The organism is Pseudocolwellia sp. AS88 (assembly GCF_030551755.1).
Classification (GTDB): Bacteria; Pseudomonadota; Gammaproteobacteria; order Enterobacterales; family Alteromonadaceae; genus Pseudocolwellia.
Map to the genome: position 1 here is coordinate 62931 of NZ_JAUPEC010000017.1, position 15396 is coordinate 78326.

The following is a 15396-nucleotide window of genomic DNA, read 5'->3' on the forward strand; positions in this document are numbered from 1 at the left end:
AATACCATAAGTTGCCTAACACACGACTTTATCTTTTACAGTTGCGTTAAGTAATACAAAAAACCAAACTCTCTCGCATAACAAAAAGCAACAACCGCTGGCGTTGTTGTTAAGTGAAAAAGTAAGGGTTTGTAATGAAAAGCTTATGGTTTAATCAATTCAAAAAATTCACGTTAATCGTTTTTACTTTAGTGATTTCAATATTCTTTAGTATTAGTAGCTTTGCTACGGGTTTAATGCAGCCAATAAATAGCTCAGTAGACCAATTAAATATTAAAGAACACCATGTTAATGTTGCTATCGAAGACGGATATGCAATTACAAGCATTGAGCAAGTATTTTTCAACCCAACAAGTGATGACCTAGAGGCTAAATACTCTTTTCCTGTGCCAAGAAAAGCAGCAGTAGGCGAATTTACTTATTGGATTGATGGCAAGCCTGTAACTGGTGAAGTTGTTGAAAAAGAAAAAGCTCGCAACATATACAAACAAGAGAAACAGGCAGGAAGAGAAACTGCTTTAACAGAACAAAACAGTTATAAAGCCTTTGAAAGCCATGTTTACCCTGTAAGAGCAAATCAAGATGTGCGTATAAAACTTGTATATATACAGCCAGCTCATGTTGAAACTTCAATAGGCCGCTATGTTTACCCGTTAGAAGACGGTGGAACTGACACAGAAAAGCTCGCTTTTTGGGATTATAATAATACTGTTACTGAGCACTTTAGTTTTAAGCTTTTATTTCGCTCTTCTTACCCTGTAGATCAATTTAGGTTACCTAAGCACCCTAATGCAAAAGTTACAAAAATATCTGAACAAGAATGGTCTGTTGAGTTAATTAACGACGCAACAGCCAATAAAGCTATAACTAGCGAAAGCCAAGCCCTCAGCAATGAACCTCAATTATCGAGCAACTCTCAATTAAGAGAAGAAACTTCTTCATCTTTAACTAAAAATATATCAGCTACAAATATCGTACACACTTTAGATCAAGACATTGTGGTGTATTGGCGACATAAAGCGAACTTACCAGGTAGAGTTGAGCTAATTAGCTATAAGGAAGCAGACAAAGATCGCGGTACATTTATGATGACAGTAACACCCGGCGATGATTTAAATGTAATTACTGAAGGACGTGACTGGTTATTTGTGCTGGATTATTCAGGCTCTATGCAGGGTAAATACCACAGCATGGTAGAAGGTGTTAATAAAGGTTTAGCAAAACTAAACCCTAAAGATCGTTTTAGAATTATCATTTTTAGCGACAACGCTAAAGAAGTAACAAATGGTTTTGTAAGTGCAACGCAAAGTAATGTTAAACAATGGTCAAATACGTTATTAGAACAAACTCCTAATGGCAGTACCAACCTTTATGATGGCATTAAACTAGGTATTGATATGCTAGATTCAGATCGCAGCAGCGCTCTTGTTTTAGTTACTGACGGGGTAGCTAATGTAGGGGTTACTCAGAAAAAATTATTCTTAACATTATTAGAACAACACGATATTAGATTATTTACCTTTGTGATGGGAAACAGTACAAACCGGCCTTTGCTTGAAGGTATGGTAAAAGTTTCTAATGGTTTTGCGATTAATGTATCAAACAGCGATGATATTGTTGGGCAATTAATGCAAGCAACGAGTAAGTTAACGCATCAAGCTTTTCACGATATTGAAGTAAAGTTTTCTGGAATAAAAGTTAAAGACCTCACACCTGAAAAAATAGGCAGTTTATACCGCGGTCAACAACTTATAGTAATGGGTCATTACTGGGGAGATGGATTAGCGAACGTTGAAATTAAAGGAAAAATATCAGGACAAGATAAAAGCTACACGACACATTTTAACTTTCCTAAAAAGAGTACTTTAAACCCTGAAATAGAAAGGTTATGGGCATTTAACAAAATTGAAGATTTAGAAAATAAAATGGCATACCTTGGTAATGATAAAGACACCGAACAAGCCATTACAGATATAGCAATAGATTATGGCTTAGTAACAAACTACACCTCATTAATCGTAATGAGTGAAGAACAATTTGCACAATACAATATCGACCGCAACAACAAAAAGAGAGTCGGTAACGAACACAACAAACAACAATTAAGAAAAAATGCTTTAGTAAAAAATAATAGAGTAGATACAGATAAACCTATGTATAACAGCAACTCCGCTAATCATAGCAGCAATAATGGAAGCGGTGGTAGTGGTGGCGGTAGCATTGGTTACGGAATGATTCTGTTCTTTGGTGCTTTGTTATTCATTCGTAACAGTTCTACCTCAGCATAAAGCTTTCCTTTAGTTTGCATCATAAAACGGCTAAATAAACAGGAAAAATAAACGAAAAAAAGGGTAGTAACATTACTGTTACTACCCTTTTTGATATTCTAAACAAAGATTTTACTTTGAAATAAATACTAGTGGTTTTCAGACACCATATTTACTGTGTATTTTGGAATTTCAACAACTAGGTCGATATCACCAACAATAGCCTGACAACCAAGACGTGAATCTGGTTCTAAACCCCATGCTCTATCAAGCATGTCTTCTTCAAGCTCGTCGCTTTCTTCAATTGAGTCGAAACCTTCACGAATGATAATATGACATGTAGTACATGCACATACTTTTTCACATGCGTGCTCGATTCCAATATCATTTTTTAAAGCGACATTAAGTACGCTTTCGCCAGTTTCAGCTTCTAATACTGCACCGTCTGGGCATAATTCTTCGTTAGGTAAAAATATAATTTTTGGCATGTGACACTAAACCTCGTCTACTGAATGACCTGCTAATGCTGTTTTGATGGATGAATCCATACGTCTTTCAGCGAAAATAGCAGTGCTTTCGTTTAATTTCTCAATAGCCGATTCAATATCGTCAGCTACATCTGATTGTATAATTTTGTTTAAAGCAGCGATAGCTTCATTGATAACATTTGCTTCATCTTCGCTTAGTAAGTTGCCATCAGCAGCAATTGCTGACTGAACTGACTCGATTACACGAGCTGCTTCAACTTGTTGCTCTTTTACCATACGTGCTTCTATGTCTTGTTTAGCATTACTCATAGAGGCTTTTAGCATCGAAGCTATTTGATTTTCTTCTAATCCGAATGAAGGCTTAACTTCAATACTAGATTCTACACCTGTAGATTTTTCCATGGCAGAAACTTGTAACAAGCCATCAGCATCAACTTTAAAGGTTACACGAATATGTGCAGCGCCCGCCGTCATTGCTGGAATACCACGTAATTCAAAACGTGCTAGTGATCGACAATCTTCAACTAATTCACGTTCACCTTGTAAAACATGAACAGCCATAGCGGTTTGTCCGTCTTTAAAGGTTGTAAATTCTTGTGCTTTCGCTACAGGAATTGTGGTGTTTCTTGGAATAACTTTTTCAACCAATCCACCCATAGTTTCTAAACCAAGTGAAAGTGGAATTACGTCAAGTAGCAACATATCACTGTCAGGTTTGTTACCTGCAAGAATGTCTGCTTGAATAGCCGCGCCTATAGCAACAACTTTATCAGGGTCGATTGACGTAAGTGGTGTTTTCTTGAAGTATTTTTCTACTTCTTCACGCACTAAAGGTACTCTTGTTGAACCACCAACCATAACAACTTCAAGCACTTCTTCTGTTGTGATATCGGCATCTTTCAAAGTACGCTTACAAGCTCGTAGTGTTTTATTTACTAGGCTTGATATTAAGCTATTAAATGTTTCTTTGGTTAAAGTACCTTGCCATTTTTCACCGTTCTCTAATACTAAGTTGATCTCGGTTGAATCATTTTGGCTTAATTGCTCTTTAGCATTACACGCTTGTTGAGAAAGCTGACGTTCTAATTTACGTGATAAAGGTCGGCTAAGCTGTGCTTGATCAATAAGGTGATCAACTAAAGTAACGTCGAAATCATCGCCGCCTAATGCTGCATCGCCACCGGTAGCAAGTACTTCAAAAACACCTTTGTTTAAGCGTAATACTGAAATATCAAAAGTACCACCGCCAAGGTCATATACTGCGATAACACCTTGTTGTTTACCTTCATGCTTAGTGTCTAAACCATAAGCAACGGCAGCTGCTGTAGGTTCGTTCAATAAACGTAGTACGTTTACATCTGCTAACTTAGCCGCATCTTTAGTACTTTGACGTTGCGCATCATCAAAATGTGCAGGTACTGTAATAACAACACCTTTAAGTTCTCCACCTAAAGATTTTTCAGCACGAGCTACAAGTGTTTTAAGAATTTCTGCTGACGCTTGAACAGGATTAATTTGTCCAAGTCGTGTTTTGATTTCAGGATGATTATCATCACCACAAAAGTCGTAAGGTAGTGACGGATATTTTGATTGAATATCACTTAACGAACGGCCGATTAAACGCTTTGCAGAAACGATAGTATTTTCAGGATCATTCACCGAAAATGCTTTTGCGCTATTACCTACTAAAATACCGTCGGTTTGATAACTAACGATTGAAGGAAGAATATCAACACCTTGTTCGTCTTGTAAGGTTTCAGCTACACCACTTTTAACGCTGGCAACAAGTGAATTGGTTGTACCCAAGTCAATACCTACTGCTAGGTTGTGAGCATGTGGAACTGTACTTTGTCCTGGTTCTGCAATTTGTAATAAAGCCATAGGGGATCTTTTAATTAATCATCTAGTAGAGTTTCTTCGAGGCGATCTAACTCTATTTGAAGTTTTTGATAGAATTTAAGTTTGCGTAGATTGTCGCTCGCTAGCAAATTAGTTTCAGGCGTATTCTCATTGATCTGAGCTTGCATGACATTAAATAGCTGTTGGTATTCTTCATCTAACGTTTGTGCTGCATTAAATATTGCAGCTTCAATATCGTCTGAGTCTCTAATTTCAGCCAACATTTCACGTAATTCCATTTGATGCATTAAAAAAGCAGTATCTCCAAACGACGCTTGTTCGTTCGGCATTTCTGTACCGCGCAACGTTATAATATAGGTTGCTCTCGTTAGTGGTTTTTTTAATGTTTGATATGCGTCGTTGATCATTGACGACTTTTGAACAGCAAGTAATTGCTCTTGAGAAGAAGCATGAGCAAAACGGTCTGGATGAACCGTTTTTTGCAATGATTGATATACTTCAGCTAATTTTGTTGTATCGAGATCGAATTGGTCTTCTAAACCAAATAATTGAAAATAATTCACTATAAATCCAGTTCTGTATACAAAAAATTAAACGTTGAAGCTCTCGCCACAACCACACTCACCCTTCGCGTTAGGGTTTGTGAATTTAAAACCTTCGTTTAAGCCTTCTTTAATGAAGTCTAATTCAATACCATCTAGGTAAACTAAACTTTTAGCATCAATAATTATGTTTACATCATTAATGCTAAAAAGTTCATCATCTTCATTAAGGTCGTCTACAAACTCAAGTACATATGCTAAACCAGAACAACCTGTAGTTTTTATACCTAAGCGCAAACCAAGGCCTTTGCCTCGGTTAGCCATGAACGATTGTACTCGTTCAGTAGCTGCAGGAGTCATTGTAACACTCATACTAGTACCTCTTTAACTATGCTTTTTTAGTGCGGTAATCTGCGATCGCTGCTTTGATAGCATCTTCAGCTAAAATAGAACAGTGAATTTTTACTGGTGGTAATGCTAATTCTTCAGCGATTGCAGTGTTTTTAATTTCTGCAGCTTCGTCGATAGACTTACCTTTAACCCATTCTGTAACTAATGAGCTAGAAGCGATAGCTGAACCACAACCGTAAGTTTTGAATTTAGCATCTTCAATAATGCCTTCAGCAGAGATTTTAAGTTGTAACTTCATTACGTCACCACATGCAGGTGCGCCAACCATACCCGTTGCTACATTTGGATCATTCTTATCCATAGAGCCAACGTTACGAGGATTTTCATAATGATCGATTACTTTTTCGCTATAAGCCATGATATTTCTCCTAAGTTGTTTAAGTGACTTATTATTTAGCCCTTAGGCTTTGAAAAATAAATAATAAGTCGTAAAACAATACTTGTTTATAGGTGCTAACTAGTGAGCAGCCCATTCGATTGAATCTAAATCAATACCATCTTGGAACATTTCCCAAAGTGGTGACATGTCACGTAAGTGACCGATTGATTGCTGAATAATGTTAATTGCGTGATCAATTTCTTCTTCAGTAGTAAAACGACCAAAGCTGAAACGGATTGAGCTATGCGCCATCTCATCGTTCAAACCTAATGCACGAAGTACATATGAAGGCTCTAAACTAGCTGATGTACATGCTGAACCAGACGATACCGCTAAATCTTTAAGGGCCATAATTAATGATTCGCCTTCAACAAAGTTGAAGCTTACATTTAAGTTGCCTGGGTAACGTTTTTCTTCATCACCATTAATGAAAACCTGCTCCATTGTGCTGATACCAGCCCAAAGACGATCTCTCATTTTAGTTACATGAACGCGATCTTGCTCTAATTCTTCTTTAGCGATTCTAAAAGCTTCACCCATACCAACGATTTGGTGAGTAGGAAGTGTACCTGAACGCATACCGCGCTCATGTCCGCCGCCGTGAGTTTGTGCTTCTAAACGAACGCGAGGTTTACGGCTTACATATAATGCACCGATACCTTTAGGACCGTAAATTTTATGCGCTGAAAATGACATAAGGTCAACTTTCAGATGTTCCATATCGATAGCAATTTTACCCGCACTTTGTGCAGCATCTACATGGAATATAATTTTTCTAGCGCGACACATTTCGCCGATTTCAGCGATATCTTGGATTACACCAATTTCATTGTTTATATGCATGATGCTTACAACAATAGTGTCTTCACGAATCGCATCGTTTAATTTTTTTAAGTCAATTAAACCATTTGATTCTGGATCTAAATAAGTAACTTCAAAACCTTGACGCTCTAATTCTCTACATGTATCTAAAACCGCTTTGTGCTCAGTTTTACATGTAATGATGTGCTTACCTTTTTTAGAGTAAAAGTTAGCTGCGCCTTTAATAGCAAGGTTGTTAGATTCAGTAGCACCAGACGTAAATACGATTTCACGTGGATCGGCGTTAATTAAATCTGCAATTTGGTTACGAGCAATATCTACAGCTTCTTCTGCTTGCCAGCCAAACTTGTGCGAACGAGATGCAGGGTTACCGTAAAAACCATCGGTAGTCATATACTGCATCATTTTCTCAGCTACACGCTTATCTACAGGTGTAGTTGCTGAATAATCAAAATAAATAGGAAGCTTCATAAGCTAACACTCTCCAACTTAAGAGATCGGCAAATATTATTGCAAATCAGGTAAAATACTTTGGGTCGAAATTAAAATATTGTTTGAATTATTACTTTCACGTTTTTGCTTGTGAATATTGTCTTGGCGTTGTGAAATAGCTTTAACACTTCTTTGTTCAACTAATTCAGACAATGAAATATTCTGTAAAAATTCTTCTATACGAAAGCTTAAATCTTCCCACAATGAATGAGTTAAGCATTGATCACCGCCTTGGCAGTTATCTTGTCCTGAACATTTCGTAGCATTGATACTTTCATCAACGGCACAAATAACGTCTGCTACAGCAATTTGCGCTGAACACCTACCTAAACGATATCCGCCACCAGGACCACGCACACTAGTGACTAAACCATGTTTGCGTAAACGTGAGAATAACTGTTCTAGATACGACAATGAGATGTCTTGACGTTCAGATATATCTGCTAATGATACAGGTCCGTTAACAGCATGAATGGCAACATCAAGCATTGCTGTAACCGCATAACGCCCTTTTGAAGTCAATTTCATTCTATTCTCCTGTAATTTTGCTGCGCATTTTACAATACCTTGTAAAATAGTCAACTTAATAACCAAGTAATCTAGTCAAGTATTTTACGCGAGATATAATGAGAGTCAACATAAATACCCGACTATTTTACTCAGGTATTTATGTTTATGATATATATAAGAATTTTATAAATAGAATGTTAAATCTGTGGATCAAAGGCTTTAACAACAGATTCTCTGCGTTTGGCTGCGTTGAGCTCGTCTTCAACAAATTCACCAACACGTAGTTCAGGTAAAGATCGCTGACAAACATTTCCACCTAGTTGATTAACCTCTTTGCATAAGTCCTCAACTTTAGTGTCCATTAAGTGGATATGATCTAATAAACGACCAATTGCTTTAGCCACTGGATCTGGATTGTCTCCAGAAATAGCATAAGCATCAAAACCAAATTTACGTGCAGCTTTTTCTCGTTCAGATTGTTCTGTTTCTGCTTTATTAAGGTTTACAATACGAGCAGGTATACCAACAGCGGTTGCATTTTCAGGTAGGCTTTTTACAACCACTGAATTAGACCCCACTTTGCCACCATTACCGATAGTAATAGGACCTAAAACTTGAGCGCCAGCTCCAATAACCACATTATTACCTAATGTAGGATGACGTTTACCGGCATTCCAACTGGTGCCACCTAAGGTAACACCGTGATATAAAGTACAGTCGTCACCGATCTCAGCGGTTTCACCGATCACAACACCCATGCCGTGATCGATAAAGAAGCGTCTACCTAAAGTAGCGCCTGGATGAATTTCTACACCAGTTAACCAACGAGAAAAAGTTGAAAGCAAACGCGCCAACAATTTCCATTCAGCTTTCCATAGCTTATGACTTAACCTATGTATCCATATTGCATGCATACCTGGGTAATTAGTTAACACTTCAAATGAAGTACGTGCTGCTGGATCTCTATCAAAGACACTATTGATATCTTCTTTGATGCGGCTGAACATATTCTATCCTTTACTTTTAGTACTATATTTAGGCTTTATTTTTTGCTGCACGTTCTACAGACGCCAGCATGCCACGTAACATTTTAACTTCTTTATTGTCTGGTCTTGCACGGTTTAATAAACGTCTCAATTTAGTCATTACTAAACCAGGGTGACTTGGAACAATAAAGCCAGTAGCTTTTAAAGCATCTTCAAAATGTTGATATAAACGTTCAGTTTCTTCTATTACTGGATATTCTTCATCTTCAGCATTTTGTGTATTAGCTAATGGAGCGTCAGGCTTGTTATGTTTCGCGTTTTCAGCAATTAAAAAGCTAGTACGCACTTCATAACTTAATGTTTGCACTGCCATTGCTAAGTTTAACGAGCTGTATTCTGGGTTAGCTGGTATTTGTACATGGAAGTGACAAAGTTGCAGTTCATCGTTTGTTAAACCACTACTTTCACGTCCAAACACTAAAGCAACTGGAAAGTTATTTGCTTCTTCAATCAGCTTTTCACCACAGCCTCTAGGCTCTAACATTGGCCAAGGTAATGTACGTGAGCGTGCGCTGGTACCAACAACTAAACCACAATCACTAATTGCTTCTTCTAATGTACTTACAACTTTAGCGCCTGCTAAAACATCAGTAGCGCCAGCGGCTAAAGCTTGCGCTTGACCATTTGGCATTTCAATTGGGTCTACTAATATTAATTGGCTTAAGCCCATGGTTTTCATTGCTCTTGCAGCTGAACCAATATTACGACAATCAGATGTGTTTACTAAGACAATGCGTACATTATCTAACAAAGAACTTGGCATTATTTATTACTCTCAATATTTAGGTAATTTAATTTTTTAACATTAGGGCTTGTTTAAACTTTACAGAAAGTTATGGAATAAACCTGAATGGAATTACCTATTAATACTCGATCTGCTTAATGATGCAGGATCCAGTGGATAGTTACGTCTAAAATTATAAAATAATGTTATCACAGAAGATCACGCTTGTACTGACAAAAATCATCTTCTTTATTGCGTTTAGTACTTGTTTAGTCGAAGTTAGTTTATGAAAAAAACAACAAGTAACAATAAATCAGTAAAACTAAAAACATGATTTGTATCGATTAATTAAAACTTCCGCTCTGCTAAGCTAAACTTAGCTTTTGTACTTATACGAACTAAATTAATTTTGTCGCCATCAGTTATTTAATTTGCTATACTTTGCGCCGCTTGATTTTCGCTCTGCGTTCAAGTTTCTCGTTCTTTTAAAATGCTGTTTATAAAATAAGGTAGTTGTTATGCATCCTATGCTTAATATCGCTATACGTGCTTCGCGTGTGGCTGGAAAAGTTATTGTTCGTGCGTTTGAGCAAGTTGATAAAGTTGAAGTTCAATCAAAAGGCACAAATGATTTTGTAACTAATGTAGACATAAGCGCTGAAGAAGCGATTATAGAAACAATTCGTAAATCATACCCTGATCACACAATCATTTGTGAAGAAAGTGGTATTTTACAAGGCAAAGACGACGATTACCAATGGATCATCGACCCGCTTGATGGCACAACCAATTTTGTAAAAGGCATTCCTCACTTTGCAGTTTCGATTGCATTAAAAGTTAAAGGTAAGTTAGACCAAGCTGTAGTTTATGACCCAATTCGTGGTGAACTATTTACAGCAAGCCGTGGTAAAGGTGCTCAATTAAATAACTTTAAATTAAGAGTTAAACCTCTTAAAGAGTTAAACAGTACTGTTTTAGCTACAGGCTTCCCATTCAAATGTAAGCAACACACTGACGCTTACTTAAATATATTCAAATCTTTATTCACAAAAACTGCTGACATGCGTCGTAGTGGCTCTGCTGCTTTAGACTTAGCTTATGTTGCTGCAGGTCGTGTAGACGGTTTCTTCGAAATAGGTTTAAAACCTTGGGATACGGCTGCAGGTGAATTATTAGTGATTGAAGCTGGCGGACTAGTAACAGATTTTACTGGTGGTCATAATCACACAGCTTCTGGCAACATTGTTGCGGCTGGTCCAAGATTAGCTAAAGAAATTTTAAAAGATATTCGTCCTCACTTAGGTGAAGCATTAAGCAAGTAAGTAATTAGCTTGCACTTGGGATAAGTTCTTTACTTATTCCAAAACAAGACGAATTTCTGGACGAGAAATAGATATAAAAAAAGGCCAAAGAGGGAAACTTCTTTGGCCTTTTTTATTGGTTAGCTTTAATTATCTAGCTTGCTTTATTTAACATAGCTAATTGCATGTGTGCATCTTGTTCACGTTTCACATACTGATACCATTGATTAGCTGTTTTACTGGTTTCTTTTAGCTTTTGTGCATCTTCAAAAGCTGTTAAAGAAGCATCAAATTTCTTTAAGTTAAAGTTAGACATACCAATCACTAAATGCATGTTACCTAAACGATCAACCCCACCGCGCTTAATGGCTTTCTTAGCTGATGCTATAGCTAGGTTCCACTTTTCAAGATTGAGGTATGACTGTGCTAAGTAAGCATCAAATTTACCTGTTTCAGCAATTTCAGCCGCTTTAACAAGTACAGGTATCGCTTTTTCGTCATTTTTAGCCGCAATGTAAGACTGAGCTAGCATATCTAAATATTTCTCTTCCGCTGCTACGCTTCCATCTTCAATTGCTTTAGCTAATAACTTAGCGGCTTTGTAAGGAACACCATGAAAACGATATAGCTGTACTAATGTAATAATGTCTTGCGACGTTGTTACATAACCAGCTTGATATGCACTTTCCATAACAGCCAGTTGTTTCTCTTCTTCACCTATTTCACCGTACATGCCACTAAGCTGTATCCAGTACTTTGGCTTATCGTGAAAACGAATCAAATCTTCTATCACTTTAACTACATTTTCAGGCTGCTTTAATTCGTAATAGTTTGCACGCTGTAAGATAAACCAGTTCTCTTTTGGTGTTTCATCTTTTGTTAGGGCAAGCTCTATTGCTTCATTCACATACTGAAGAGAAGTTTTGTAATCTTTATTTTGATAATTAATTTGCGCAAATAACATCTGCTGAGTACTAGTTAATGGCTTAGTATTAACTTTTTGCCATTGCTCTAAATAGCTTAGTGATTGATCATAGTTTTGTTGTTGCATTGAGAGTTGCGCTAACGAAAATAATGTCGATGTACGTAAAGAAAGTGGAATAGCTTTTTCAGCAACAACTTTTTCAAAGTTCTCAATAGCAAGTGGTAAATTATCGTTACCGTAATGCATAAAGCCATAGAAGTTCCAAAGCATTGCTTGCTCGTAGCTATTTAAACTACTAATGCGAGCTTTTACTTCGTCTAAAACAGCTAAGCCTTCTTGCTTATTACCTTCGTCTGCTAATTTTTGTGCACGTGCTAATTGGGTATAAACACGATTACGCATAGCAGGCACTTTTACGGTGTCATTACTTGCAGCATTCTCTTGTGCTTGCGCTATCGTGCCACCTAGTTCGTTGGATATTACACTTGAGGCACTAAAAAGTACGGCTGCTGATAATAGTGATAATGATAGTTTTTTAATCATAACTCTCTCCTACTCCCCTATTTGGAACGATATTTTATTTTGTACACCTGCAACTTCCATCGCAACACCATCAACAACACGTGGTTTATATTTAAACTTAAGTGCTGCGTCCATGGCTGCTCGATCGAATATACTTGCAGGTTCAGCTTCAATAACAAACGGATCTCGAACAGCACCTGTTTTAGTTACCGTAAACTCTACAATTACATAACCTTCTATACCTCTAGATTGTGCTCTACGAGGGTAAATTGGAGCTACTTTTACAATAGGTAAGTAATCGCCATCGCCTGTATCTAAACTTAAACCACCTGCTAAAGACGCATCTGCTTGAATATCGGCAGCAAAGCTAGAGCTTACTGCATCAGCATTTGGATTAGCTTGTTGCATTTGCGGCTGCACCATAGGTGGTGGCGGTGTTTTTGGTTTAGCTGGCTTTTGTGGTTTGCGCTCTTTCTTGGTTACATCTTGCTCTTTCTTTAAGCGGATAAAATCAAGAACATTACCACGCGGCGCTTCAGTCAACGCATTGTTTCCACCAGTAATAAGTGCCTGCATTCCCCACAACAAAGCAAAGGTAACAACAACAGCGAAAGATAGGCCAAATAAATAACGACCACTTTTATTCATCATGGTTATGCCTCTTGCGCCGCAATTGAAACATCGTAAACACCCGCAGCACGAGCTGAATCCATCACTTTAATTAATACATCGGTGGTGGCTTTTTTATCTGCTTGAATAACCACAGTACCTTGTGGATTTTCAGCTTTTAAACGTTCAATGTTTGCTTGAACCGCACGCACATCAACACGACGCTTATTGATCCAAATTTCACCTTTGTCGCTAATGGCTACTAAAATATTAGCGCGCTCTTTTTTAACGGCTGTAGCAGCTTCAGGTCGGTTAACTTCAATACCTGCTTCTTTAACAAATGAAGCGGTTACAATGAAGAATATTAATAGAATGAAAACAACATCCAACATAGGTGTCATGTTAATTTCTTCTGCTTCTTCTTGCTCTTGCAATACTTGTGATAATTGAGAACGCATGTTTTTCTACCCTACTGTGAACTTTTATGTAAATCCCTTGCTCTTTCAATGTTATGAATAAAAGCAAGGTTTCAATTTATTATGTCTTTCTTACTGGTATAGCTTTACTGATAAAGCTTACTGATGGAATTAGTGAGCCATTGGTAAACTGTCTTCAAGTTGCTGAGTTCTGCGCTTTATTTTGCGCTGTAACCAGGTAACAACAAATACACCTGATAATGAACCTACCATGCCAGCCATTGTTGGAATGGTTGCTCTAGAAACACCTGATGCCATTGACCTTGCGTTACCGCTACCTGAAATTGCCATTACATCAAATACTTCAATCATGCCGGTTACTGTGCCTAATAAACCTAATAACGGACATAAAACAACTAAACTTTGAATAAGTGGTACATTTTGCTTTAGCATTTCAGTTGCTCTTGAAACGTTTGCTATTCTAATTTGCTCAGCACTCCATGAGCGCTTGTCTGCTCTACTTTCCCAACGTTGAACCATGTCAGCCTTTACGAATTTATAACTACGTAAAAAGAAGTACATACGTTCAAAGATTAAGAGCCACATCAAACAAATAACAAAGGCGATAACGGTGAGAACTTGCCCACCCGTATCAAGAAACTCACGAATGCTATTCATCATTTCGATGAATAAAATCATGGTTTACGCTCCTTTACCTGTTTTTTCAGACTCAAAGCGTTCAGCTAAAATACCCGCACTTTGGTGTTGTAGAATATTAATAATGCCGCGACTACGTGTGTTTAGAATGGTTGAGATAAATACCATTGGAATAGCTACAACTAAGCCTAACACCGTAGTTACAAGAGCTTGTGATATACCACCAGCCATCAGCTTAGGGTCACCTGTTCCGAATAATGTAATCGCTTGGAAGGTGTTAATCATACCTACAACGGTACCAAGTAAGCCGATAAGTGGTGCAACTACTGATATAATTTTAATAAAGGTTAATCGGGTAGTTAGAACGGGTACTTCTTTTAAGATGCGTTCAGACAATTTAAGCTCTAATGTTTCAGCATCAGCACTGTCGTTCTCGTCTTTTACTAACATTACTCGACCTAAAGGATTGTTTTTAGACGCTGTAGTGTTTTTAAGTTGGCTGTTAACTTTGCCGCCAATAATGGTTAATGAGATAAAACGCTCAACACCAATTAACAAACCAATTAAACCAATAGCTAAAATTACATAACCAACTGAGCCACCTTGATCAACACGTTCTTGCAAGTTAGGCGCTTGTACTAGAAGACCTAAGATTGAACCGCCTGTAGGGTCTAATGCGAAAGGAACAACACCCGATGCATTTGATGTTAATTCAGCAGCACTTGATAAGTAACGATCTGAAGGTTGTCTAATTAACTCAGCAACACTGCCGGTTTCATCTACGTATTCTAAGTATTTGCCGTCAGACACTAAGTTAAAGCCACCAACACGTACTACGTCAGTTTTAACTTTTTGCCCATTTACTTTTACTACTTCACGGCTAAATTTATGTACTTTACCGCTTTGCGTCATTTCACGTTGAAGTTCGAACCATAAACGTTCAATTTCTTCAATTGATGCAAGCTTTGATGATGACCCCATGCTTTGTGCAAAATCATCTAAAAACACACCGCGGTCAGCTATTTGAGCTGAAACCACTGAAGTTTGAAATTTACTTCTGGTATCGCCTGCAACCTGTTGAAGTACACCAAATAGCTCTTTTAATTCACCCATACGTTTAGTTAAGGCTTCAGACTTATTGGCTAATTCAATTTCATTATTTTGGAACGTTGCTTCTAACTCTGTACTTAGTTTTACTTCGTTATCTCGTGTGTTTTTAGCTTGCTTAAGTAAACGATCTTGTTCAGATTTTTTAGCATTGAACTCGGCTTCACGAGCTGTATTTTGTTCAGTTTGTGCAATGTTACCTTGTTCAAGTTGCTTTAAAAGATCATCAAGAGATGAAGCATTTTGAGCAGTTGCACTTGTAGCTGATAGAGCTAATACAACCAGTGAAAAAAATTGGCTTAATTTTTTCATTTTTAT

General features: G+C 37.5%; 16 protein-coding genes. 2 read left to right on the forward strand and 14 right to left on the reverse strand.

The window, feature by feature from the left end:
* The first annotated feature begins 134 nt into the window (after positions 1-134).
* Positions 135-2288, forward strand: coding sequence for a VIT and VWA domain-containing protein (locus tag Q5N69_RS12685; protein ID WP_304369325.1), 2154 nt, complete (start codon positions 135-137; stop codon positions 2286-2288).
* A 128-nt stretch (positions 2289-2416) separates the two neighbouring features.
* On the opposite strand, the gene fdx is transcribed toward Q5N69_RS12685, so the two are convergent.
* The 9 genes from fdx to trmJ all read right to left on the reverse strand — a co-directional run bounded on the left by fdx (position 2417) and on the right by trmJ (position 9568).
* Positions 2417-2755 (reverse strand): ISC system 2Fe-2S type ferredoxin, encoded by a 339-nt coding sequence (gene fdx, locus Q5N69_RS12690; protein WP_304369326.1) that lies wholly within the window; start codon positions 2753-2755, stop codon positions 2417-2419.
* A 6-nt stretch (positions 2756-2761) separates the two neighbouring features.
* Positions 2762-4636 (reverse strand): Fe-S protein assembly chaperone HscA, encoded by a 1875-nt coding sequence (gene hscA, locus Q5N69_RS12695; RefSeq protein ID WP_304369327.1) that lies wholly within the window; start codon positions 4634-4636, stop codon positions 2762-2764.
* Between the two features lie 14 nt (positions 4637-4650).
* Positions 4651-5178 carry a co-chaperone HscB gene (hscB, locus tag Q5N69_RS12700; RefSeq protein WP_304369328.1) on the reverse strand — a complete coding sequence of 176 codons (528 nt, stop codon included), beginning with the start codon at positions 5176-5178 and terminating at the stop codon, positions 4651-4653.
* A gap of 27 nt (positions 5179-5205) precedes the next feature.
* A complete protein-coding gene (iscA, locus tag Q5N69_RS12705; RefSeq protein ID WP_304369330.1) occupies positions 5206-5529 on the reverse strand; it encodes an iron-sulfur cluster assembly protein IscA in 324 nt (107 codons plus the stop codon).
* Between the two features lie 16 nt (positions 5530-5545).
* Positions 5546-5926 (reverse strand): Fe-S cluster assembly scaffold IscU, encoded by a 381-nt coding sequence (gene iscU / locus Q5N69_RS12710; RefSeq protein ID WP_304369331.1) that lies wholly within the window; start codon positions 5924-5926, stop codon positions 5546-5548.
* Positions 5927-6025: 99 nt separating this feature from the next.
* The gene (locus tag Q5N69_RS12715) at positions 6026-7240 is read right to left on the reverse strand and encodes an IscS subfamily cysteine desulfurase (protein ID WP_304369332.1); all 1215 of its coding nucleotides are present in this window, start codon (positions 7238-7240) and stop codon (positions 6026-6028) included.
* Between the two features lie 36 nt (positions 7241-7276).
* Positions 7277-7789: a Fe-S cluster assembly transcriptional regulator IscR gene (iscR, locus tag Q5N69_RS12720; protein WP_304369333.1), complete on the reverse strand. Its 513-nt coding sequence runs from the start codon at positions 7787-7789 to the stop codon at positions 7277-7279.
* A 179-nt stretch (positions 7790-7968) separates the two neighbouring features.
* Positions 7969-8778, reverse strand: coding sequence for a serine O-acetyltransferase (cysE, locus tag Q5N69_RS12725; protein ID WP_304369334.1), 810 nt, complete (start codon positions 8776-8778; stop codon positions 7969-7971).
* 28 nt (positions 8779-8806) lie between these two features.
* Positions 8807-9568 (reverse strand): tRNA (cytosine(32)/uridine(32)-2'-O)-methyltransferase TrmJ, encoded by a 762-nt coding sequence (gene trmJ, locus Q5N69_RS12730; RefSeq protein ID WP_304369354.1) that lies wholly within the window; start codon positions 9566-9568, stop codon positions 8807-8809.
* A gap of 491 nt (positions 9569-10059) precedes the next feature.
* Here trmJ and suhB point away from each other — a divergent pair, with 491 nt between their 5' ends.
* On the forward strand, positions 10060-10863 hold the full coding sequence (gene suhB / locus Q5N69_RS12735) for an inositol-1-monophosphatase (RefSeq protein ID WP_304369335.1): 804 nt from the start codon (positions 10060-10062) through the stop codon (positions 10861-10863).
* 133 nt (positions 10864-10996) lie between these two features.
* Here suhB and Q5N69_RS12740 read toward each other — a convergent pair whose 3' ends face one another.
* The 5 genes from Q5N69_RS12740 to Q5N69_RS12760 form a co-directional block, all read right to left on the reverse strand.
* Positions 10997-12310 (reverse strand): lipopolysaccharide assembly protein LapB, encoded by a 1314-nt coding sequence (locus Q5N69_RS12740; RefSeq protein WP_304369336.1) that lies wholly within the window; start codon positions 12308-12310, stop codon positions 10997-10999.
* 9 nt (positions 12311-12319) lie between these two features.
* A complete protein-coding gene (locus Q5N69_RS12745; protein ID WP_304369355.1) occupies positions 12320-12937 on the reverse strand; it encodes an energy transducer TonB in 618 nt (205 codons plus the stop codon).
* A gap of 5 nt (positions 12938-12942) precedes the next feature.
* Positions 12943-13356 (reverse strand): biopolymer transporter ExbD, encoded by a 414-nt coding sequence (locus tag Q5N69_RS12750; protein ID WP_076419312.1) that lies wholly within the window; start codon positions 13354-13356, stop codon positions 12943-12945.
* Between the two features lie 129 nt (positions 13357-13485).
* Positions 13486-14013 carry a MotA/TolQ/ExbB proton channel family protein gene (locus tag Q5N69_RS12755; RefSeq protein WP_304369338.1) on the reverse strand — a complete coding sequence of 176 codons (528 nt, stop codon included), beginning with the start codon at positions 14011-14013 and terminating at the stop codon, positions 13486-13488.
* Between the two features lie 3 nt (positions 14014-14016).
* A complete protein-coding gene (locus tag Q5N69_RS12760) occupies positions 14017-15390 on the reverse strand; it encodes a MotA/TolQ/ExbB proton channel family protein (RefSeq protein WP_304369339.1) in 1374 nt (457 codons plus the stop codon).
* Between the last annotated feature and the right edge of the window lie 6 nt (positions 15391-15396).

Bases quoted from the DNA above. Each gene is read 5' to 3' on its own strand.
- Q5N69_RS12685 (WP_304369325.1), top strand. From the start codon at position 135: ATGAAAAGCTTATGGTTTAATCAATTCAAAAAATTCACGTTAATCGTT.
- fdx (WP_304369326.1), bottom strand. From the start codon at position 2,755: ATGCCAAAAATTATATTTTTACCTAACGAAGAATTATGCCCAGACGGT.
- hscA (WP_304369327.1), bottom strand. From the start codon at position 4,636: ATGGCTTTATTACAAATTGCAGAACCAGGACAAAGTACAGTTCCACAT.
- iscA (WP_304369330.1), bottom strand. From the start codon at position 5,529: ATGAGTGTTACAATGACTCCTGCAGCTACTGAACGAGTACAATCGTTC.
- iscU (WP_304369331.1), bottom strand. From the start codon at position 5,926: ATGGCTTATAGCGAAAAAGTAATCGATCATTATGAAAATCCTCGTAAC.
- Q5N69_RS12715 (WP_304369332.1), bottom strand. From the start codon at position 7,240: ATGAAGCTTCCTATTTATTTTGATTATTCAGCAACTACACCTGTAGAT.
- iscR (WP_304369333.1), bottom strand. From the start codon at position 7,789: ATGAAATTGACTTCAAAAGGGCGTTATGCGGTTACAGCAATGCTTGAT.
- cysE (WP_304369334.1), bottom strand. From the start codon at position 8,778: ATGTTCAGCCGCATCAAAGAAGATATCAATAGTGTCTTTGATAGAGAT.
- suhB (WP_304369335.1), top strand. From the start codon at position 10,060: ATGCATCCTATGCTTAATATCGCTATACGTGCTTCGCGTGTGGCTGGA.
- Q5N69_RS12740 (WP_304369336.1), bottom strand. From the start codon at position 12,310: ATGATTAAAAAACTATCATTATCACTATTATCAGCAGCCGTACTTTTT.
- Q5N69_RS12745 (WP_304369355.1), bottom strand. From the start codon at position 12,937: ATGAATAAAAGTGGTCGTTATTTATTTGGCCTATCTTTCGCTGTTGTT.
- Q5N69_RS12750 (WP_076419312.1), bottom strand. From the start codon at position 13,356: ATGCGTTCTCAATTATCACAAGTATTGCAAGAGCAAGAAGAAGCAGAA.
- Q5N69_RS12755 (WP_304369338.1), bottom strand. From the start codon at position 14,013: ATGATTTTATTCATCGAAATGATGAATAGCATTCGTGAGTTTCTTGAT.
- Q5N69_RS12760 (WP_304369339.1), bottom strand. From the start codon at position 15,390: ATGAAAAAATTAAGCCAATTTTTTTCACTGGTTGTATTAGCTCTATCA.